Source organism: Dyadobacter psychrophilus (assembly GCF_900167945.1).
In the GTDB taxonomy this organism is placed as follows: domain Bacteria; phylum Bacteroidota; class Bacteroidia; order Cytophagales; family Spirosomataceae; genus Dyadobacter; species Dyadobacter psychrophilus.
The window spans coordinates 78,453-100,022 of sequence record NZ_FUZA01000009.1 but is presented as its reverse complement, the minus strand read 5'-3'; the positions used below and the strand labels follow the sequence as shown (position 1 = coordinate 100,022).

Below are 21,570 nucleotides of genomic sequence, written 5' to 3'. Positions count from 1 at the left end.
CATTTAAATTGAAAACCTTCCAAACCAATCATCTTCCCGGCCGGACTGTGCGCACTAGCGAAGGCAAAGAATATCTTTGGTTTAGCGGGACAGACTACCTCGGCATGGGACACGACGAAATCTTTCGTAGGTTTTTAAATGAAGGTCTGGATCGGTATGGATTGCACTTTGGAGCTTCGAGAAACAACAGTTTACGGCTTGATGTTTACGAAGAAGCAGAATCTCGCCTGGCGGATTGGATTGGCTCACCCGCCTCGCTATTGGTATCCTCGGGGATGTGGGCGGGCCAGCTCGTCATGAAGCGCATTGAAGAAATTGTGCACGCCGATCCGTTGGTCTCCACAATTTGCTATCACTATGCTCCCAAAGCACACCCGGCTGTTTGGGGAAAAGACCTTAATATTTCTACCAACCCTTGGATTGATTGGGCAAAACAGACCATTGATAGTATAAGTCGATGCCACCAAAACATGGCGCACGTCATTTGCACAGACGGAATCGGCTCTCCGATGGTTGAAGCGTTCGACTTTTCTATTTTCGCCAATTTACCGGCAGCGGGCAATATCTGGATAGTTGTGGATGAGTCGCACACATTAGGGGTTTACAAGAACGCCGGAAAAAGCATTTATCGGTCAATTAATGAACTGGGTAAAGCCCATGTGATCTTGGTGTCTTCCTTAAACAAAGCATTAGGCATTCCTGCTGGCGTTATAGCCTGTGAAAAAGCCACGTATGACTTGCTTCGTTACAATCCCTGGTTCGCGGGAGCATCCCCGCCTTCGCCTGGTTATATTTTTGCGCTTTCAAAGCTTCTGGAAACAGATCATTATACAAAAGTGCAGAAGATGCTTGCCGCTAACATTGATTATTTCAATCAAGAATTAAAGGTGCACGATATGTTCGGCAATGTTTCTGGCTATCCCGTCTTTTGCAGCCAGAATGCGCTACTTTTCGACCATTTGCTATCCCGGCAGATCATGGCCTCCTGCTTCTCCTATCCCAGCCCCGATGATTCCGCCATTACCAGGCTGGCAATCAGCGCACTTCACCAAAAAGAAGACCTCAACCGATTGGCTGAGGTCTGTAATGGATTTATTTTTTGATTCATTCTCAGATATCTGAGCCACCAGTCGAATTAGCCAAAGCTTTTTCTTCCGCTATCTTTTCTCTCTCCACTTTTCCTGCAACCAAAATACTCAATTCATAAAGCAGGAACAAGGGAATTGCCACGATTACCTGGCTGTAAATATCAGGCGAAGGCGTGATTACAGCTGCTACGATCAGGATTACGATCATGGCGTGTTTTCTGTATTCGCGCATGAATGCTGGTGTAAGCACACCGACTTTTGCCAAAACATAAACTACAATAGGAAGCTGAAACGCAATCCCGCACGCGAGTGTCAATGTTGCAACCAATGAAATGTAGGAGGACAAACTGAATTCATTAATGATCGAAGGATCTAATGTAAAGTTTGCTAAAAAGTTGATTGCCAACGGAGTTACAATGTAGTAACCAAAGAAAACGCCGGAGAAAAACAGGAATGTTACATAAAATACCGCGCCCCTCGCCGACTGTCGCTCAGATGGTTTCAATCCAGGCTTTATAAACCGCCAGACTTCCCAGAAAGCGTAAGGAAACGCAAACACAAGTCCGGCAATAACGGCAGACGTCATACTCATAGTGAACTGGTCTCCCACTCCGATTGCCTGCAACTTAAAGTTTAACGCTTTGATACACAGCTCATCATACTGGACTTTATCTGCAAGCTTACACAGCATCCGGTAAGTCCAGAAATCAGGCTGTGAAGGCGCTATGATCACATAATGATATATTTCTTTGATGTAAACAAAAGCCAGAATTGCGAAAACAAGAATGGATCCACCCGCTCGAATAACATGCCATCTTAACTCTTCCAGATGCCCGATAAATGACATCTCTTTGCCGGTTTCCTCTTCTTCGCTATCAAATTCCTGATCCAAGGGCATATTATTATATTATAACTAAAATTCTATCTACGTAAAAAAACAAAAACGAGATTGTTCTATGTTTGTGAAAAGCCGAATTTACTTAAAAAACCCGTCGAAATGATCCGACGGGTTTTTTTAAATTCCTGATATGTTTGATTAATCCATTACAAAAGGATAGTCATTCTCTACATAAACATCGGTGTAGGCCTCTTTCGGATCCGGGAATTCCGATTCTTCTGCAAACTGAACAGATTCGGCAACAATGTCTTTTACTTTTTTGTCGAGGTTTTCCAAATCTTCCTCCGAAGCAAGCTTGTTTTCCAAAATTACCGCACGGATCTGCTCAATCGGATCGCGGTGTTTGTACTCTTCAACTTCTTCCTTCGAACGATATTTCTGAGGATCTGACATTGAGTGGCCTCTGTAACGGTAAGTCCTGAATTCCAGGAATGTAGGTCCTTCACCGCTTCTGGCGCGCTCGGCAGCTCTGCCTACCGCTTCATGAATCGCCTCAACGCTCATTCCGTCCACAGGCTCAGATGGGATATCGTATGCCTCACCTAATGTGTAAAGCTCCGTCACATTGGAAGACCTTGCTACCGAAGTTCCCATCGCATATCCGTTGTTTTCAACAACGAAAATAACAGGCAATTTCCAGCTCATAGCCATGTTCAATGCTTCGTGAAATGCACCCTGACGAATTGCACCATCGCCGAAATAGCAAATGCAGATATTTCCGGTTTTGTTATATTTCTCAGCAAAAGCGATTCCTGCTCCCAAAGGGATTTGCGCACCAACGATTCCATGACCACCTACAAAGCCTTTTTCTTTATCGAAAATGTGCATCGAACCGCCTTTTCCTTTGGTAGTCCCTGTTTTTTTTCCGTAAAGCTCAGCCATAATCGCATTCGGAGAAGTCCCTAATGCTAGCGGAATGCCGTGGTCGCGGTAAGCAGTAATGTACTTGTCGCCTTCTTTAAGCGCTGTAACGGCTCCGGAAGAACAAGCTTCCTGGCCAATGTACAAGTGACAAAATCCTCTGATTTTTTGCTGACCGTATAACTGGCCGGCTTTTTCTTCAAAACGACGCTGTAAAAGCATATTCTCGAACCAGAACATGTACTGTTCTTTCGGATGCTGTAACTTCTTTGGGTCTGATTTTTTCTTTTTTTCAGTAACGGTGGCCATGTATTTGGTTCTCGTTTATAAAGACAGAACTTTGTCTTAAAGTTTGAGGTTTGAACAGAGTCTGTTTTTGCCGTACTCACGCATATGATTTGCGAAAATAAGCATAAACTAAATAACAAAGAAGTTCATGTGGCTAGAAAAGCTCCATCTTACATACTTTAAAAGCTATGAAGAGAAAGCCTTCACCTTTGGGGAACATGTAAATTGTCTGGTTGGGGAGAATGGGAGTGGAAAAACGAACCTCCTGGACGCCATTTATTTTCTCAGTCTTACCAAAAGCGCCTTCCATAATCAGGATGCGCTTGGAATACGGCATACGGCTGATTTCTTTGTTTTGGACGGTATATTCAAAGATTCCAATCGCAATACACAGATCACCTGCAGCATGCAGCGAGGCCAGCGCAAGATTTTCATGGCCGACAAAAAGAACTATGACCGGCTAAGCGATCACATTGGTCTTTTTCCACTGGTTTTGATCGCACCGAATGACACAGATTTGATCCGCGACGGCAGTGAGGAGCGCAGACGGTTCTTTGATGGCGTTCTCGCGCAGGCCGCTCCCGGCTATCTCACCGATTTTCTCCAATATAATAAGATACTAAGCCAGCGAAATGGTCTTTTGAAGCTTTTTGCAGAGCGCAATTATGTGGACGAAGACTTGTTGGAAACTTACAATGAGCCGCTGATCATCCTTTCACAACGCATTTACAATCACCGCAGCACATTCATGAGCCGGTTTGTGCCACTGTTTCTCAAAAGCTATGAGTTTCTCAGCAGCGGCCACGAGCAAGTGGAAGTGATTTACGAAAGCGAGGTCGCAAGTGAAAACTTCGCAGCAGAATTCCGTAAGAACCGCGCCCGCGACTTACACGCACAGCGGACTGGAAAAGGCATTCATAAAGATGAATACACATTTGAAATTGACGGAGTTACGCTCAAAAAATTCGGCTCTCAAGGCCAGCAAAAGTCTTTTTTGATCGCATTAAAGCTGGCACAGTTTGAATTATTAAAAGAAGAAAAAGAAAAAACGCCCATCCTCTTGCTGGACGATATTTTCGATAAACTCGACGACCGCCGCATCCAAAAACTCATCGAATTAATCGACACCGGCTTCCTAGGCCAGGTCTTCATCACCGACGCCCGGCCCGAACGCTCCCAGAAGATCTTAGAGAATGTGAAGGCGGATGTGCGGTTTTTTGAGATTGAGAAAATCCGGGTCGATTCTATTTAAGGCGCTATATCAAAATCGCGGAGCGATGCCACATTGGTAGCAAACGGTCAATTCGCAAAAAGTAAATCCCGGAGGGATGTAACGGCGTGCATGTCGTTACATCCCTCCGGGATTTACTTTTGTATTAATGCATTTAACCGCGATGCGGCTACCAATATTTTATCCCGCTGGGATTGTATTCTTATTAACGGTTAAACATACTTCACATCCAGCTCCTTTGCCTCGGCGACAAACTCCTTCACTTTCTGCTCGTCCTCTTTTTTGCAGATGAGCAAAACGCCGTCGTACTCTGCCACGATGAAGCCGTCGAGGCCATTGACAACGACCAGTTTATCCTTTGGCGTTTTAATGATGGAATTTGTTGTGTTATGCAGTATCAGATTGCCGTCCGTAACGTTCAGATTTGCGTCTTTTTCGGAGACTTCGTAAAGTGATTTCCAGGTTCCGAGATCGGACCAGCCGAAGTTACTCAACACCACGTGAACGTTATTCGCTTTTTCCATAATCCCGTTATCTATGGAAATGCTGCCGCAATGCTGATATGCCCTTTGAACAAATGTATCTTCTGTTTCCAGGTAATAATGACTGTCTCCGCCTTCAAAAATCTCGGCAATATTGGGTTGAAACGATTTCAATGCTTTTTTGAATGCATTTACATTCCAAACAAAAATCCCCGCATTCCAGACAAAATCGCCGCTGTCCAGAAATTGCAGCGCTAATTCAAGATGCGGTTTCTCTGTGAACGACTTTACCTTTTTAACCGTAAGCTTGTCGGGAATGTATTGAATGTAGCCATATCCCGTGTCCGGGCGGCTTGGCTGAATGCCCAGCGTCACCAAAATGTCTTCGTTACGCGTTGCGCCCAAAGCAATATTGATAGTATCCCGGAAATTCTCTTCCTTTAAAATGATATGGTCCGCAGGAGCAACAACCACATTCGCGTTCGGATTTTTGGCAGCGATCTTATAGCACGCATATGCAATGCAAGGCGCCGTATTACGCCGGTTCGGCTCCAGAAGGATCTGATCGTCCGTTAACGCCGGAACCTGTTCCTTAACAATGTCCTTATATTCCTGGCTTGTAACAATATAAATATTTTCGATGGGGCACACGCCGTCGAAGCGCTCAACTGTCTGCTGCAAAAGTGTTTTACCGGTTCCCAACACATCGTGAAACTGTTTAGGAAAGTCCGTTCTGCTGAAAGGCCAAAACCTCGTACCAACTCCACCGGCCATTATAATAACATAAGAATCCTGCATTGTGAAAGGTAAATTTATTATCCACACTATGAAAACTACCCAAAGCTAACTATAAACGCGCACTTATGACCAATGACAATCAATCAATGTGCCAATAATTAGCGTTAGGGCACATTTTGAAGTATAAAATCAAAAATATAACCTGAGAATGCGGAAGCCCTGCAATCACCTTGTTTACGCCGTAAAAATGATAATAAAGTATAATTTTGAAATGATTTAAAGAAAAAATAGTATAATAATGCTATGCGATAATGCATTATTATTTTAACTTGCTTAGACAACATCAACCCATTAAAAACCATGAAAAAATTCTCTACCATTTTAAAAATATCACCTCTGATTCCGCTGCTAATGCTGTTTTTCACGGCAAATGCACAGATTACAATTGAAGGTCAGGTCACAGAATCTACAACCGCCGAACCGCTTGCCGGTGTGAGCATTCAGGTCAAAGGGAAAGTAATTGGAACCATCACAGATAATAAAGGAACTTTCAACCTCACCACAACATCCAACCCGCCTTTCGTATTGATTGTTTCCTCGGTAGGCTTTCAAACCCAGGAGATATCGGTATCAGGTGGGATGTCCAAACTTGACATTAAGCTGGCGGAACAAGTTGTTCTTGGCCAGGAAATAATTGTTTCGGCTTCCAGAGTGGAAGAAAGCGTGATGAAATCGCCCGTTGCGATCGAGAAAATGGACATCCGGAATATCAGGGAAACGCCTTCGGCCAACTTTTACGATGCATTGGCAAACCTGAAAGGCATAGATATGACTACGCAGGGTGTTTTGTTTAAATCCGTTAATATGCGCGGCTTTGGCAGCACGGGTAATCCGCGAACCGTTCAAATGATCGACGGAATGGATAATCAGGCTCCCGGCTTGAATTTCCCTTTGGACAACATCATCGGCATGTCCGAACTGGACGTTGAGAATGTGGAGGTTTTGCCAGGCGCCGCTTCTGCCCTTTACGGACCTAATGCAATCAATGGCCTGATTCTCATGAACAGCAAAAGTCCGTTTTTATATCAGGGATTAAGCGCTAATGTGAAATCGGGTGTGATGCACGAGTCGAACCGATCCAAAGCAACAACCCCATTTATCGACGGCACCATTCGCTATGCAAAGGCATTCAATAATAAAGTGGCATTCAAGGTCAACTTATCTTACATTACTGCAAAGGACTGGGAAGCAACTAATTACAACAACCTGAATGTTGGCGGGGCGTCCGATCCAAGGCGCGGCGCGGGAACGGACAATGATTATGACGGCGTGAATGTTTACGGAGATGAGGTTCAAACCAACATTAATGCCGTTGCCGGTACATTGGCTGCCAATGGTCTGATTCCCCAAGCTGCTGTGGCACTTGTTCCTAACACATTCGTGAGTCGCACGGGTTACCAGGAAAAGGACATTGTCGATTATAATACCAAAAGTTTCAAAGCCAATGCGGCAGTTCATTACCGGATCAATGAGAAAATTGAAGCCATTGCCCAGGTTAATTATGGCTACGGAACAACGGTTTACACCGGAACAGGCCGGTATTCCCTGCGTAACTTCAACCTTACCCAAGCCAAGCTCGAACTGAAAGCCGACAATTTTACTGTTCGGGCGTATACAACCCAGGAGCGTTCAGGAAAGTCCTATCTAGCGGGGCTTGCCGCCGTTTCAATGCTCAATGATTTCAAGCCTCATGCTACGTGGTTTGGCGAATATGTGGGTGCATTTGCAACCGCCCGGGGCGCAGGAATGCCCGAAGATCAGGCGCATTTGGCGGCACGCGGCGTGGCGGACAAAGGCATGCCTATGCCCGGAACTGCTGCCTATGACCAGTTATTGGATAAATACAGAAATCTGGCGATTGTGAATGGTGGAGGCGGTTTTGCAGATAAAACCAATCTGTATCACATTGAAGGATTTTATAATTTCAAAAATCAGGTCAAATTCGTAGAGCTGCTGGCTGGCGCAAATTATCGGCTTTACGAGCTGAGATCCGCAGGGACTTTATTTGCTGACACCAAAGAGGGCCGTGATGGCAAAATCCCGATTTCGGAATATGGGGCATTTTTACAGGCCGGAAAAACGATTTTAAGTGATCATTTGAAATTAACCGGTTCAATTCGTTATGACAAAAACGAAAATTTCGACGGACAATTTACACCCAGAATCTCGGCAGTGACCACATTTGGCGAACACAACATTCGCCTATCCTACCAAACCGGTTTCCGCATCCCAACCACACAAAACCAATACATTGATCTCAGAACGCCATCCGGAACATTGATCGGCGGCTTGCCTGAATTCGATTCCAGATATAATCTCTCCAGCGGGATTTTAAGACAAAATTTATCAGAAGACGCTATTATGCAAGTGATTGCAGGCGATCCGAGCATTGTACAAAATGCCACAAATTATGCGAAAGCGGCCGTAACTCAGCAAGCCACCACTGCCATTACCGCAGCTGTAACCGCACAAGTAACAACGGCTGTAAACCAGGGTGTCGCTTCCGGAACTATCCCAAATGCACCAGGTGCTATCCAGGCAGCGATTACAGCGGGCGTGAACCAGGCGCTGCCGGGCGTTCTGGCTGCTCAGCTTCCGGGAATCCTAGCTGCGCAGGTTCCAGGTTTGGTGCCTAATCTGGCCAAGGCTTATGCACTGGAAAAACTGCCTAAATACAAGCCGGTAAAACTAAAACCAGAGCGCATTGCTTCTTATGAAATTGGTTATAAAGCTGTTATAGCAAAAAAACTCTTTATTGATGCCTATTACTACATTAGCAAATACAAAAATTTCATAGGCGGAACAGTGATCGTCGTGCCGACGGCCGCAGCTGCTCCCGGTTTGCCGATCGAATCCGGCATTGGCGTTGGAAATTTCAATGGTTACGCAAGAACAGTGAACACAACAGAGACCATTACTACACGCGGATTTGCAGTAGGGCTGACTTATGCATTGCCAAAAGGATTTAATGTGGCCGGAAATGTCGCCAACAATGAGCTGAATGATTTCAAACCGTCGCCGGAAGTGCAGTATTCGCAGTTCAACACGCCAAAATATCGCTACAACCTCTCTTTTGGCAGAAGAATTACCAGTAACAATTCCGTTGGATTTAACATTGCCTACAAATATCAGCAAGCCTTTTTGTGGGAATCAAGTTTCGTTTTGCCCACAACGACGGATGTTCCGGTTTTCTCCAACACGCGTGTGCCGTCTGTGAGCGTGCTTGATGCGCAGGTAAGTTACAAGGTCAATGCATTGAAATCAATTATCAAACTGGCCGGAACCAATCTATTCGGCAAGTCTTATATACAGGCTTACGGAAGTCCGAATGTGGGCTCAACTTATTATGTGTCCATCACATTTGATGAATTGCTGAACTAAAGCTGGCTTACTTTTCGCCGTAAGCCAGATCGCCCGCATCGCCAAGTCCGGGCACAATGTACCAGTGCTCATTGAGTTTCTGATCCACGGCGCCTAGCCATAACCGGCAGTGCGGAATGCGTTTTTGAAGATAATCGACGCCTTCGGGGCTTGCAATCACGGATGCAATGTGCGTTTGTGCTGGGATTCCGAACCGGAGCAAGGCATGGTAAACCTTCTCCATGGAACGCCCCGTTGCCAGCATAGGATCAATCAAAATTAATATTTTCCCAGTCAAATCCGGGCTGGTAATGTAGTCCATTTCCACCTCAAATTCTTCCTCAGCATTGATATGATGACCGCGGTAAGCGCCGATAAATGCATTATCGGCCTTATCAAACATATTTAAAAACCCCTCGTGCAAAGGAAGCCCGGCACGCAAAATCGTGGCTAAAACGACAGGTTGGAGCAATGTTCGCGAAGACGCTTGTCCCAATGGCGTCTCTACTTTCTCTGTTTTAAATGTCAGCGTTTTGGAAAGTTCGTAGGCCAGCAACTCTCCTATCCGTTCCAGATTTTTGCGAAAACGCATCCGGTCTTTCTGCAAATTTACGTCACGCAATTCGGCCAGATAATGATCGGCGATAGAAGGTTTTTGGGAAAGTAAAAACATAGTTCGGACAGTTTTTTAAACTACTCCATGCAAGATAATACAAATTCATTGACGTAATTTGGAAGAGTTATTTGAAAAATCATCCGCAAACGGTGAATTGTGTGAACAGTAGATTTTTTTTGCCTATGGATCAAGGAATTATCCGGCTTTTCAAAATATTGATTTTATCTCTGCTATCCCTGTCATACGTACATGCACAAAGTTCGTTTGTTCCTTTTAATGACGATTATTATCATTTAATTGATCGTTTAGAGATCAAAAGGGGCAAGTTCACAGAAGGTTTTCATTCCAATGTTAAGCCCTTTGAGCGTAAAGCTGTGGTTGCCTTAACCGATTCCATATTAAAGGAAGGAACGATAAATCTTACGGACAGGGATTGGGAAACAATTGATTATTTGAGGGAGGATAGTTGGGAATGGACAAGAGGAATGATCGCCACGGATTCGCTGAAATATGACAAGATGGCCAGATTAGGTCTTTTTAAAGATCCGCCCCCCGGTAAAAAACGCAAGTTTTTCAATCATCCCGCCGACCTTTACAGCATTCACAACGAAGATTTCGACTTGCATTTTAATTTTACCACCACAAATTTCATAGGCGGCGATAACAGTTACGGCCTAAATTTCGGCACACGCATCGATTCGACACCATCCCAAATATGGGGAACAAGCCGGGGCGTTGAGATCCGGGGGATGATCAATGAGAAACTTGGATTTTATACATATGTTACAGATAGCCAGGGCCGTTACCCGCGCTATGTCGATGATTTCAAGCAAAAATTCAGCTTCCCCGGCGAAGGTCTTGCCAAAGTAACGCGGAACCGGGGAACCGACTTTCTGACGGCAAGAGGCTACATTACATTCAGACCCTTAAAGAGCATTAATGTTAAGTTTGGGCACGATCACAATGTTTTCGGGAGCGGTTACCGATCCTTGATTTTATCAGACAACAGCAGTCCATATTTGTTCCTGAGGCTTGATACGCAGCTTGGTAAATTTCATTACACAAATCTTTACACGAGCATGGTCAATGCAAGTAAAGATGCTTTCACAGACTTTTTGAGAAGTAAAAAATTCGCTGCCATTCACCATTTGAGTGTGAACCTTACAGACCGCATCAACATTGGCGTATTTGAGGCAGAGGTTTTCAACCGCGATTCTGTGGGCGGAGGTTATGACCTGAATTATCTGAACCCGATCATCTTCTACCGTTATGTAGAGTCCTATCTCGGAAGCCAGGATAATGCCCTTCTTGGTTTTGATTTTCGCTGGCTGGTTGCTAATAAAGCTTCTATTTACAGTCAATTTGTATTGGACGAATTTTTGACAAAATATCTTTTCAACGGAAGCGGTTCCTGGACCAATAAATATAGTTTTCAGCTTGGCGGGAAATATGTGGATGCATTTGGCGTGCCTAACCTGGATTTGCAGGCAGAATATAACGTAGTGCGGCCTTACACATACTCTCACAAAGACGGCGGCCGGAATTACGTGCATTATGGACAGTCATTAACCCATCCGTTGGGCGCCAATTTCCGCGAGTATCTGGGCATAATCCGCTATAAGGCCACTTCGCGTCTGTCTTTTTATGGGACGATCATGATGGCCAATCAAGGCCGCGATCCGAGTAATAATGAAAATATGAGCTTCGGGGGCGACATTACCAAAAGCTACGAAAACCGGAATGTGGACCGTGACGGTGAGTTGAACCAAAAAATCGGCCAGGGCATCAAAGCATCCACTGCTTACACAGACTTGCGGGCAAGCTATTCACTGGCTCATAATCTTTTTATCGACGGCCGTTTTCTCAAACGAAGAATTAATTCTCCCGACGAATCAATAGCCGCCAAATCAACGGTTTGGTCTCTGGCACTGCGCTATAATATGGCTTTCCGCCAGCAGGCTTACTAGTAATCAACTACTTCCTTTATTTTTACACCGATAAATTTTATCAAAAACCATACGTAATATGGAAACCAACCCCCATGAACTTCGCGATCTGATCCGCCTTGCTTTGCTGGAAGATATTGGAGACGGCGATCATTCTTCCCTTTCCTGTGTGCCCGAGAATGCGACCAAACGCGCACAATTGCTGGTAAAGCAGGAAGGAATTTTGGCGGGCGTTGAAGTTGCCCAGATCATTTTTGATGAGACCGCCGCTGCATATAATTATCCCCCCCTAAAAATAAATGTGTTACTTCTTGACGGAACTTACGTCAAAAGCAAGGATGTGGTATTTACGGTTGAAGGGAATGCAAGATTGATTCTCAAAGCTGAACGGCTGGTTCTCAACACAATGCAGCGCATGAGCGGCATTGCAACCTACGCCCGCCAGATGACAGATTTGATCAAGGATTTACCAGTAAAGCTGCTCGATACAAGAAAAACGACACCCAATTTTCGGGTTTTTGAAAAACTGGCGGTAAAAATCGGCGGCGCGGTAAATCACAGAATGGGCCTGTACGACATGATTATGCTGAAAGATAATCATGTGGACTATGCAGGCGGCATTGAACCGGCCATTTTGAGGGCGAGTGCTTACCGCGAAAAAATTGGAAAGAACCTTAAAATAGAAATTGAGACCAGAAATCTGGAAGAAGTCGACGAAGTGCTGCGTGTGGGAAAGGTCGACATTATCATGCTGGACAATTTTTCGCTCGACGACTTGCGCGAGGCCGTAAAACGCATTGGCGGACGGTATGAAACGGAAGCGTCGGGGAATATTACGGAAAAAACATTGCGTGCTGTTGCAGAAACCGGGATTGACGGAATTTCCAGCGGTGCATTAACACACCAGGCAAGGAGTCTGGATTTAAGTTTAAAAGCCTTCTAACCTTTCACTAAAACCGAAAAGCGTATGATTAAACGAAATATATTAACATACGCTTTTAACTTGAAAATTCCGGATAGGACGGTTCTACCTTGTGTCGTGCTTGCGCTCATTTTCTTATTTAATGCAAAAAATCTTTCCGCCCAGGAGCCGCCTCGCAGGGAAATTGACATTGATCCCTTCATTCAAAACCTGATCGCCGACCCTTCCGAAGAAGCCGATTACAGCGAATTATACGAATCGCTTTTTGCATTATATGCTGATCCACTGGACATTAATAAAGCAACCCTCGACGAGCTGGCAGCGTTAATGCTTCTTTCGGAAACCCAGCTGAATTCCTTCTTCAAATATCGTGAACAGCTCGGTTCGCTTATTTCCCTTTACGAATTACAAGCCATTCCTGACTTTGATTTGGCTACGATTTATCGGTTACTGCCATTTGTAACGGTCCATCTGCGCACATTATCCATTGTCGAGTCGGTGAAAAATCCTTCACAACATTTTCTGATTGTTCGCTCGGGTAAATTATTGGAAAAACAAAAAGGCTTCCTACCCGCCGATTCCGGCTCTGCGTCTTCGCGATATCATGGAAAACCACTTTATGGCTATGTGAAATACAGAAATTCTCGCGCTGGGGTATACAGTTATGGCTTCGCTATGGAAAAAGATGCGGGTGAAGCATGGTGGAACTGGAATGGAAAACGACAGATCTTTGGTTCAGATTTCTCTTCTTTTCATACCCAAATCATGAACCAGGGTAAAATTAAAAACCTGATCGTTGGTGATTATCAAATGCAGGCCGGCCAAGGACTTGTCATGGCAGCAGGATTCTCGCTAGGCAAAGGCGCAGAAGTCATAAGCTCCACATACAGAAGCACATTAGGTCTGAAGCCTTACACATCTGTATTAGAATCCAACTTTTTCCGAGGAGCCGCAGCGACTTTGTCATTGTCAAAGCATTTTGAGCTCACTACATTTTATTCTCGTGCCAAACGCGACGCAACCATTAATGAGGCTAAATACGATAATGACCACATTGCCAGCTCATTGCCCATAACCGGTTACCATCGTACAGCCAGCGAGCGCGACAAGCATAATAATCTTTTGGAACAAAATATCGGCACACATTTACTCTTTAAGCTGCCTTCCAAGGCTGGACAGCTAGGCCTAACATTGCTGAATACAAGCTATAACGTCAAATTACAAAAGCGGACCGCAGCTTACAATCGCTATGAATTTTCAGGAAAACACAATTTGGCTGTCGGTTTACACGGCGATTACCGATGGCAGAATGTTCACTTTTTCGGAGAAGTGGCGCGCTCAAAAAGCGGAGGTTTTGGCGCTATCGCAGGCTCGATTGCTGCACTGGGTAAAAAGTTTGATCTGAGCTTATTAGGACGACATTACGATCGCGATTTTCATACATTTTACGGAAATGCCATTGCTGAAGCTACGCGGCCGATCAATGAAACGGGCGGTTATGCGGGCATTCGTTATGCGCCAAACCGGCGTTGGAAGATGAGCGCTTATTATGATTATTTCAAATTTCCCTGGCTGAAATATCTGGTGGATGCGCCTTCGAAAGGCTATGATTATTATTTCCATGTTCTCTGGAAACCAAACAAGCGCTTCAACGCCTATGCCTTATATCATCAAAAGAAAAAGCAGCGCAATGCGCCGGCCGACGAGAGTGACGAAGCGCTTGTTTCGACAATTCGCAAAACGGCCACAATCAATGTGGAATATGAAAAGCCACTTCGCTTTTCGCTGAAAACACGTTTGCAAAGCGGGAACCTGGCTTATTTAAAAATCTCAAAATCAAACGGTTTTACTGTGTTGCAGGATGTGAGCTGGCAATTTCCCAAGCTGGAACTGAGTGCGCGTGTGGCCTATTTCAAAACCGATGATTACGACAGCCGCCAATATGTCTACGAAAAAGATATGCTTTACGCCTTCTCCATTCCGGCCTATTACGACGCCGGCACCAGGCATTATCTCATGGCCCGTTATGCGGTTTCAAAAAATATGAAGCTGTGGCTCAGGTGGTCGCAAACGCGCTATGCGAATCTGGATAAAATCAGTTCCGGCCTTAATGAAATTCAAGGTGACAAACGGAGCGAGTTAAAGGCCCAGGTAATGTATCAGTTTTAATTAAATGTTTTTGAATGCCCATAATTAATCCCAAAATTTGACCTCTTTTTCAAGATCCAATGCAAGACAACAAACTAGAAGCACTAAAAAAATATTTTGGTTACGACTCTTTCCGACCGCAGCAAGCCGAAATTATTGACACCGTTATGGCAGGCAAAGATTGCCTCGTGCTTATGCCAACCGGAGGCGGAAAATCCGTTTGCTTTCAAATCCCCGCCATATTAAAAGATGGCCTGACTGTCGTCATTTCACCACTGATCGCACTGATGAAAGATCAGGTGGAAGCGCTGCGTGGAAATGGTGTTAATGCTGCATTTTTAAACTCCTCATTGTCTGGCGCTGAGCAGGATAGCGTGATGTGGCAAGCCAAGGTAGGAGAGTTGAAGTTGCTATATATCGCTCCCGAGCGCCTTTTTTCGGGAAATACATTTGAGTTTTTGCGGGAGTGGAACGTAAAGTTGTTTGCAGTAGACGAATCCCACTGTATTTCTTCCTGGGGCCACGATTTCCGCCCGGAATATCGCCAGCTGAATACATTGAAAATGCGCTTCCCGGACATTCCCGTAATCGCATTAACCGCAACAGCAGACAGGGTAACGCGGCGCGATATCCTGAAACAGTTGAACATTGAATCCGCCGAAACATTCATCGCCAGCTTCGACAGGCCAAACCTGAACCTGAGCGTGCTTCCCGGCAGGAAGCGCATGCAGCAGATTCAGGAATTTTTGAAAAAACACGAAGGGCAAGCGGGCATTATTTACTGTCTGAGCCGAAAAGGAACTGAAACGGTGGCCGCCAGCCTGAAAAATGCTGGCTTTAAAGCTGAATATTATCATGCAGGCTTAGCACCGGATAAGCGTTCGCGCGTGCAGGAGCAGTTTCTGAAAGATGACATTCAGGTGATTGTGGCTACTATTGCCTTCGGAATGGGGATCGATAAATCCAATGTGCGCTGGGTAATCCATTACAATCTGCCTTCTAATGTAGAGAGCTTCTACCAGGAAATTGGCCGGGCCGGGCGTGACGGTTCTGCTTCGGACACTGTGCTGTTTTACAGCTTTCTGGACATTATTACCAGGCAGGATATGATCAATAATTCGGACCAGTCGGCTGAGCAAAAGGAGCTTTTGCACGCCAAGCTGAACCGGATGAAGCAATATGCGGAAGCGGACATTTGCCGGCGGCGCATTTTGCTGAGCTATTTCAATGAAGCCGTTGATTACGATTGTGGAAACTGCGACGTTTGCCGGAACCCAAGAACCCGGTTTGATGCCACTGTCATCGCCCAAAAAGCACTTTCCGGCATCGCCAGAACGGATCAAAAAATCGCAATGGGGATGCTAATCGATATTCTGAGGGGCAGCCGGAACCGTAACATTTTACAACATGGCTATGACCGGCTTCCTACTTTTGGCGTAGGCAATGAGCTTCGCGGAGAGGAATGGGCGGAATACATCGGCCAGCTGCTAAACTCCGGCGTGATGGACATTGCTTATGACGAAGCACATTCATTTAAACTAAATCCGGTCAGTAAGCAAGTTTTAAAAGGCGAACGAAAAGTTGAACTCGTGAAATTTATTCCAATTTCTGAGCGAAAAGCGAAAGAAGAAGAACTTGTTCCAAAAGAAAAACCAAAACAGGAAATTATCCGTGATGCATTATTTGAGCGGCTGCGCATTTTAAGAAAACAAATGGCCGACGCGCTCGGAGTCCCGCCTTATGTGGTTTTCAGCGATGCAACACTTTCCGAAATGGCGCAGAAAAAGCCAATATCCGAGGCACAAATGAAAGCGGTTTCCGGGATAGGTGCAGAGAAATTCCGCAGATATGGCGAAACTTTCATCAACGAAATTCTTTCGTTTGCCCGAGAAAATACGAAGCCGGGGACCCGCGTGGTAAAAGGAATGACTTATGTTGAAACGCTGGATTTGTATAAAGAAGGTTACTCTTTAAAAATAATTGCAGAAAAACGTGATCTCAGCACAGTTACTATTATTTCTCATTTGATAAAGCTAAAAGAAGACGGCCACGATATTGATTTGAAAGGACTCATTGATAATCAAGCTTATAACACCATTACACAAGCTGCATTAGAAATTCAGGTGGGAAAGAATGATCCGTTGAAACCACTTTTTGAGCTTCTTAATGAACAATTTGACTACGGGCAGATCCGGCTCGCACTTGCACTTTTCGAGGAAACACGAAATTAAGCTTTATATTTACATCTATATAACAATAACGCCATGTCAAGACAAAATATACTATCAGGTTCTCCTTGGGAAGACAAAATGGGATACTGCCGGGCGGTTCGCATTGGCAACATTATAGAAGTAGCCGGCACCGTGGCAATCGTAGACGGAGAAAAAGTGAAGGCCGACGATGCTTTTGCCCAAACTAATAATATTATTGAAAGAATTGAAAAAGTTTTGCAGGAAGCCGGAGCTGGTTTAAGTGATGTTGTCCGGACACGTATGTTTACAACGGATGTGAGCTTATTTGATGATATAGCGAGGGCCCACGGCACTTATTTTAAGGATATCAAGCCAACCACGAGTATTTACGAGATCAGCAAACTTGTTGCTCCGGAATATTTAATTGAAATAGAATTCACTGCGATAGTTCAGTAGCATATTAGAAAAGTTAAAAAAGGCCTAAACAAAGTGATACGGGCTTTTTTGTACTTAAATAATTTTTTAACGGTTACAACCATCTGGAGCGGAAATTGCTCTTTGTGTTGTAGTTGTCTGATAAGGACCCGTAAAAAATAGACATCTTATTTATGAAAAATAAACATACGTTGCTCATCGCCACCTTTTTACTAGGGCTTTGTGTATTACAGAAAGAAGCGCGCTATAAGACAATGACGGGTGGGAATGTGGACAAAATGTACCATATTCCCTCAATAAACAGAAGTGGCGAATTAGTAAATCAAGAAAATTTGAAAACGAATGGGACAGACGAAGTCACTATTCTGTCTAAAACAGATTTATTTGATTTCGCTTCGTTAGACAGTTCGTCGCAATCAGTGAGCTCAGTGAAATTAATGAACAACAGCTTGCTTAATATTTCGTCGGGAACGAAAATGCTTAATAATTAAAGACGTTATGGGAGCTTAGCTGAAAAGCCCCATAATGTCTTCCTGACTTAGTTTTTTGATAAAGCCTGATTCTCCTCCTACCAGGTCTTCCGCCAAATCTTGCTTCCGTTGCTGAAGCAAAAGGATTTTCTCTTCAATCGTATCCTTACAAATCATTTTATAAGCAAACACTTTGCGCGTCTGCCCGATCCTGTGCGTCCGGTCGATGGCTTGTCTTTCTACTGCAGGGTTCCACCATGGATCTACGAGATACACATAATCCGCTTCGGTAAGGTTAAGCCCTACGCCACCTGCTTTAAGGCTCATCAGGAACACGCGGCAAGTCTGATCATTTTGAAAACGGTTCACACGACCAGCCCGGTCCACAGTTTGTCCATCCAGGTATTCATAGGGAATGTTAACCTTTTCAAGATGTTGACGAATCAAGTCCAACATCCCTAAGAACTGGCTGAAAATCAAAATTTTATGATTTGAAGCATTCTCCTCAATTTCTCTTATAATCTCTTCCAGTTTGGCTGATTCGTTACCAAAATCCTCGTCGCCAGACAATATGGAAGGTGAATCGCAAATTTGACGCAGCTTCAACAATGCTTCCAGGATAAGGAAACTGCTCTTATTCAAACCTTCTGTGGCTAATTTTTCAGCAATTTCAAGTCTGTATTTTTCCCGGAATGTGTCGTAAACTTTGCGTTGTTTCTGTCCCATTTCACAGAACAGTATGGTTTCTGTTTTGTCCGGCAAATCCGTCGCAACTTCCTCCTTTGTCCGTTTTAACATAAAAGGGTAAACCAGTTTGCGCAATTCCGCCGCTTTTTCTTTATCCTGATATTTGTCGATCGGCGTGGCGTATTCGCTACGGAAAAAGTCTGCATGTCCCAGCATCCCCGGATTCAGGAATTCAAATTGAGAATACAGATCAAATGTATTGTTCTCAACCGGCGTTCCAGTCATCGTCAGACGATTCTTCGCATGGAGCAGCCTTGAAGCCTTTGAAGTCAGCGAATCCGGGTTTTTTATAGCCTGCGCTTCATCCAGAACAATGTAGTTGAAATCGAATTTACGAAGCAACTCCACGTCACTGCGCATGGTGCCGTAAGTGGTGAGGATAATGTCATATTCGCGGAAAAAATCAATGTCTTTCCTGCGCGCCATTCCCCGGTGGACGTAAAGGCTGAGGTCAGGTGTAAATTTGGCCGCTTCCGCTTGCCAGTTGAAAATCAATGTGGTAGGAACTACGACAAGGTTCGTATGTTGCGGGTTCAGGTTTTTCTGCTGCTGCAGAAAAGTTAACATTTGAAGGGTTTTTCCTAAACCCATGTCATCTGCCAAACAACCGCCCCAACCGAATTCATCCAGAAAATGAATCCATTTATAACCTTCTTCCTGATACTGCCTTAATGTCGCATTCACATTTTCGGGCAAAGCCACATTCGGAATTTGCTTGAAATTGAGCAGTTTTTGCTTTTTCTCGTAAAGCTCCCGAAACACTTCTTCATTATCCGTCTCCGAAACAAGTTCGTCTATTAACGAAAAATGGATTTTTGACAAATGTATTTTTTCACCGTTCACACGGCCAAATTGCAGTAATGGTTCCAGCTTACTGATCCATTCGTCAGGCAGAACACCCAGCGAACCATCTTGTAACTGCACATAGTTCTGTTTTTTCAGCAATGCTTTTTTCGCATCAGCCAGCGATATCTTCTGGTCTCCGAAAGTGATTTCCACTGTCATGTCAAACCAGTCGATGCCCGAAGAAGCATTCACTTTTACAGTTCCCCGGTTCGGATTGAAGCGCATTTTTTTCAGGTCTTTGAAACCCAAAAGTTCATATTTCTTCTTGCCAATCGCCTCCACAAAGCTGAAAAGCCATCCGCCTTTCATCACCTGGTCCAAAGGAACATAGAAGAATGGTTGCCCGGTTTGATTTGCAAAAGCCGGATTGAGCGATTTCACCCACTCCCAAACTGCGTTTTCGGCAGGAAGGTCGCGTTCCAGCATGGTGATTTTATTGTCTTCAAAGCCCGTTTTGCTTCGTCGCTGGTCGTGCATGAATGTTACTTCGGAGCCTTCCTCATTTTCGTCCTGGTAAACAAAATTGGGAACAATGAGGAGGTTAGCATCGTCCTCTTTCAGATAAATCCTTGGCTTACTGAATGTAAGCGGACGTGAAAGCACTTCATGACGTGTCTGGAAAATTACGTCAAACTGCTCGGCAACCGGAATGATCCAGTCGCGTAAAAATTCCTCCGAAAACTCCTTCTTGACCCGAATTTTATATCCTGTCTGGCCAAGATACGCGACCATTTCGGCCTCGCTGATGCCTGCCCAGCGGAAAAGTGTCTTATCATTATGAATGCCCAGCCAAAAACTATCCAGCGAAACGACTTTTTGCAGTTCCAATGGGCTTCCGGCCGTTAATTCTACATATGGATTTAATGTTATAAACTCCTTGTCCTCCGTGAGAACGAAGAAAAGTTTAACCGGTTCACGGTGCAGTTCAAGTTGTGTGAGTTGGTTATTGCTCGTCACATAATCGCCGTCGGCGAGATAAACGCGCTCTGCATCCAGGTCGTTAAAGATCCTGTTCAAATGCTTGCCAACATAATTTCTGGCTTCATATCGCTGCTCCGAACTCACGTCATCAAAATGCAGATAAGCATTATAGGCCCAGCCTTGTTTACGAATGAATTTCTGTAAACCTTCTTCCCAATGCTTCGCTATGCGCACAAGCCGTGCGTCCGCATCCGTTAAAACGGGTATTTCATCGGCAGAATAATAGTGGCTGGAACCGCCGGCAATGTTCCGGATATTCGTAATTTTTTCTGATTTGGAGCTGTATTTGACCGAAAAAACGCCGAAACCAATGTCCAGCAAGTGATTTTTTCCTTTTGGCCAAAAAACGAAAATCGAGATCCGGTCCTCATCCTCCTGCTGGCTATCCGGCGAAACGCTGAAAGAAACACTCTGGGCGGGCAATATGCGGTCTCTTAAAGTTTGCCAATCCTGGTAGGGGCCTACTTTCTGCAGCGCAGGGTCGGCTTTGATCAGATATAACCCTCCGTCCTCGTCCAGCTTGAACTCAAACTTTCCCTTAATGTCGTCTTCAAGAGAATAGCCATATTCGGCTAACAGGTTATTTTTTTCAACGGTCAGGTCACGCATTACTTCAAATGCGCGTTCGCCCAGTTCTTCCCGCAGTTTGAGCAATGCCGCCAGTTTGTGCTGACATAACGGAACCCAAAGTTGCTGGTTACAAGTGCATGAGGTGTGAACCTGCTTGGTGCTTTTAATACGCTGAAAATCGACGGTAAAATCCTCGTTATTTTCACGCACAATGCATTGTGCCTCACCTTCTTTGGCTGAAACTATTGTTACATTCTGGATTGATTCCCTGTTTTTCCAGGTGTCTTCCAGAACAAGATTTCTCAGTTGAAGTTCTTTGATTTCACCTAACTCAATCACCGTGCTGCTCATTTCATGAACAACCTGCTTAATGGTCGGCATTTTATCCAGAATATACAGAATTCCGGCCACGCGGTGCTTGCAAAGGCCGTTTTTATCCGGGCAGGAACACTCGGTGGTGATCTGCGGCGTAAGAAAATCCCGGATATATATTTGGTAAAATTGAATAGAATAGTCGCTCTTGACCTTAAATTCGGCATTACCCGGACCGTTATAGTCGAGCTTGGAAACCTTTAATCCCCCGCTGCTATAAATGGAACGCCCTCTTGACAATACATCCTTCTCCGTCCGTCTTAATAAGAAGTTGGATAATTTCTCCTTCTTTTCGTTTTCCATTTACCCTGCTGCCATT

At 44.7% G+C, this 21,570-nt stretch carries 14 protein-coding genes; 9 read left to right on the top strand and 5 right to left on the bottom strand.

Features of this window, described 5'->3' with window-relative positions; translation table 11 throughout:
* The first annotated feature begins 8 nt into the window (after positions 1-8).
* Positions 9-1,103: an aminotransferase class I/II-fold pyridoxal phosphate-dependent enzyme gene (locus B5X68_RS25070; RefSeq protein ID WP_082217515.1), complete on the top strand. Its 1,095-nt coding sequence runs from the start codon at positions 9-11 to the stop codon at positions 1,101-1,103.
* A gap of 7 nt (positions 1,104-1,110) precedes the next feature.
* Here the strand turns inward: B5X68_RS25070 and tatC are convergent, their stop codons facing one another.
* Positions 1,111-1,986: a twin-arginine translocase subunit TatC gene (gene tatC, locus B5X68_RS25065; RefSeq protein WP_082217514.1), complete on the bottom strand. Its 876-nt coding sequence runs from the start codon at positions 1,984-1,986 to the stop codon at positions 1,111-1,113.
* 138 nt (positions 1,987-2,124) lie between these two features.
* Positions 2,125-3,156: a pyruvate dehydrogenase (acetyl-transferring) E1 component subunit alpha gene (gene pdhA, locus B5X68_RS25060; RefSeq protein WP_082217513.1), complete on the bottom strand. Its 1,032-nt coding sequence runs from the start codon at positions 3,154-3,156 to the stop codon at positions 2,125-2,127.
* A gap of 127 nt (positions 3,157-3,283) precedes the next feature.
* Between pdhA and recF the strand changes: the two genes are divergently transcribed.
* Entirely contained in the window at positions 3,284-4,387 is a 1,104-nt protein-coding gene (recF, locus tag B5X68_RS25055; protein WP_082217512.1) for a DNA replication/repair protein RecF, read from the top strand.
* 191 nt (positions 4,388-4,578) lie between these two features.
* On the opposite strand, the gene B5X68_RS25050 is transcribed toward recF, so the two are convergent.
* Positions 4,579-5,646, bottom strand: coding sequence for a mannose-1-phosphate guanylyltransferase (locus B5X68_RS25050; protein WP_082217511.1), 1,068 nt, complete (start codon positions 5,644-5,646; stop codon positions 4,579-4,581).
* Positions 5,647-5,946: 300 nt separating this feature from the next.
* On the opposite strand from B5X68_RS25050, the gene B5X68_RS25045 reads away from it, so the two are divergent.
* Entirely contained in the window at positions 5,947-9,027 is a 3,081-nt protein-coding gene (locus B5X68_RS25045; RefSeq protein ID WP_082217510.1) for a carboxypeptidase-like regulatory domain-containing protein, read from the top strand.
* 7 nt (positions 9,028-9,034) lie between these two features.
* Here B5X68_RS25045 and upp read toward each other — a convergent pair whose 3' ends face one another.
* Positions 9,035-9,679, bottom strand: a complete 645-nt coding sequence (upp, locus tag B5X68_RS25040; RefSeq protein WP_082217509.1) for a uracil phosphoribosyltransferase — start codon at positions 9,677-9,679, stop codon at positions 9,035-9,037.
* A gap of 125 nt (positions 9,680-9,804) precedes the next feature.
* On the opposite strand from upp, the gene B5X68_RS25035 reads away from it, so the two are divergent.
* From B5X68_RS25035 to B5X68_RS25010, 6 genes are all read left to right on the top strand, one after another.
* Complete coding sequence (locus B5X68_RS25035; RefSeq protein WP_082217508.1) at positions 9,805-11,589, top strand: hypothetical protein; 1,785 nt, start codon at positions 9,805-9,807, stop codon at positions 11,587-11,589.
* Between the two features lie 58 nt (positions 11,590-11,647).
* The gene (nadC, locus tag B5X68_RS25030) at positions 11,648-12,511 is read left to right on the top strand and encodes a carboxylating nicotinate-nucleotide diphosphorylase (protein ID WP_082217507.1); all 864 of its coding nucleotides are present in this window, start codon (positions 11,648-11,650) and stop codon (positions 12,509-12,511) included.
* 24 nt (positions 12,512-12,535) lie between these two features.
* Positions 12,536-14,659, top strand: coding sequence for a helix-hairpin-helix domain-containing protein (locus B5X68_RS25025; protein WP_082217506.1), 2,124 nt, complete (start codon positions 12,536-12,538; stop codon positions 14,657-14,659).
* 59 nt (positions 14,660-14,718) lie between these two features.
* Positions 14,719-16,869, top strand: a complete 2,151-nt coding sequence (gene recQ / locus B5X68_RS25020; RefSeq protein WP_082217505.1) for a DNA helicase RecQ — start codon at positions 14,719-14,721, stop codon at positions 16,867-16,869.
* A gap of 33 nt (positions 16,870-16,902) precedes the next feature.
* Positions 16,903-17,286: a RidA family protein gene (locus B5X68_RS25015; RefSeq protein ID WP_082217504.1), complete on the top strand. Its 384-nt coding sequence runs from the start codon at positions 16,903-16,905 to the stop codon at positions 17,284-17,286.
* 152 nt (positions 17,287-17,438) lie between these two features.
* Entirely contained in the window at positions 17,439-17,756 is a 318-nt protein-coding gene (locus B5X68_RS25010) for a hypothetical protein (protein WP_082217503.1), read from the top strand.
* 15 nt (positions 17,757-17,771) lie between these two features.
* Here B5X68_RS25010 and B5X68_RS25005 read toward each other — a convergent pair whose 3' ends face one another.
* Entirely contained in the window at positions 17,772-21,554 is a 3,783-nt protein-coding gene (locus tag B5X68_RS25005; protein ID WP_082217502.1) for an SNF2-related protein, read from the bottom strand.
* Positions 21,555-21,570 lie beyond the last annotated feature (16 nt).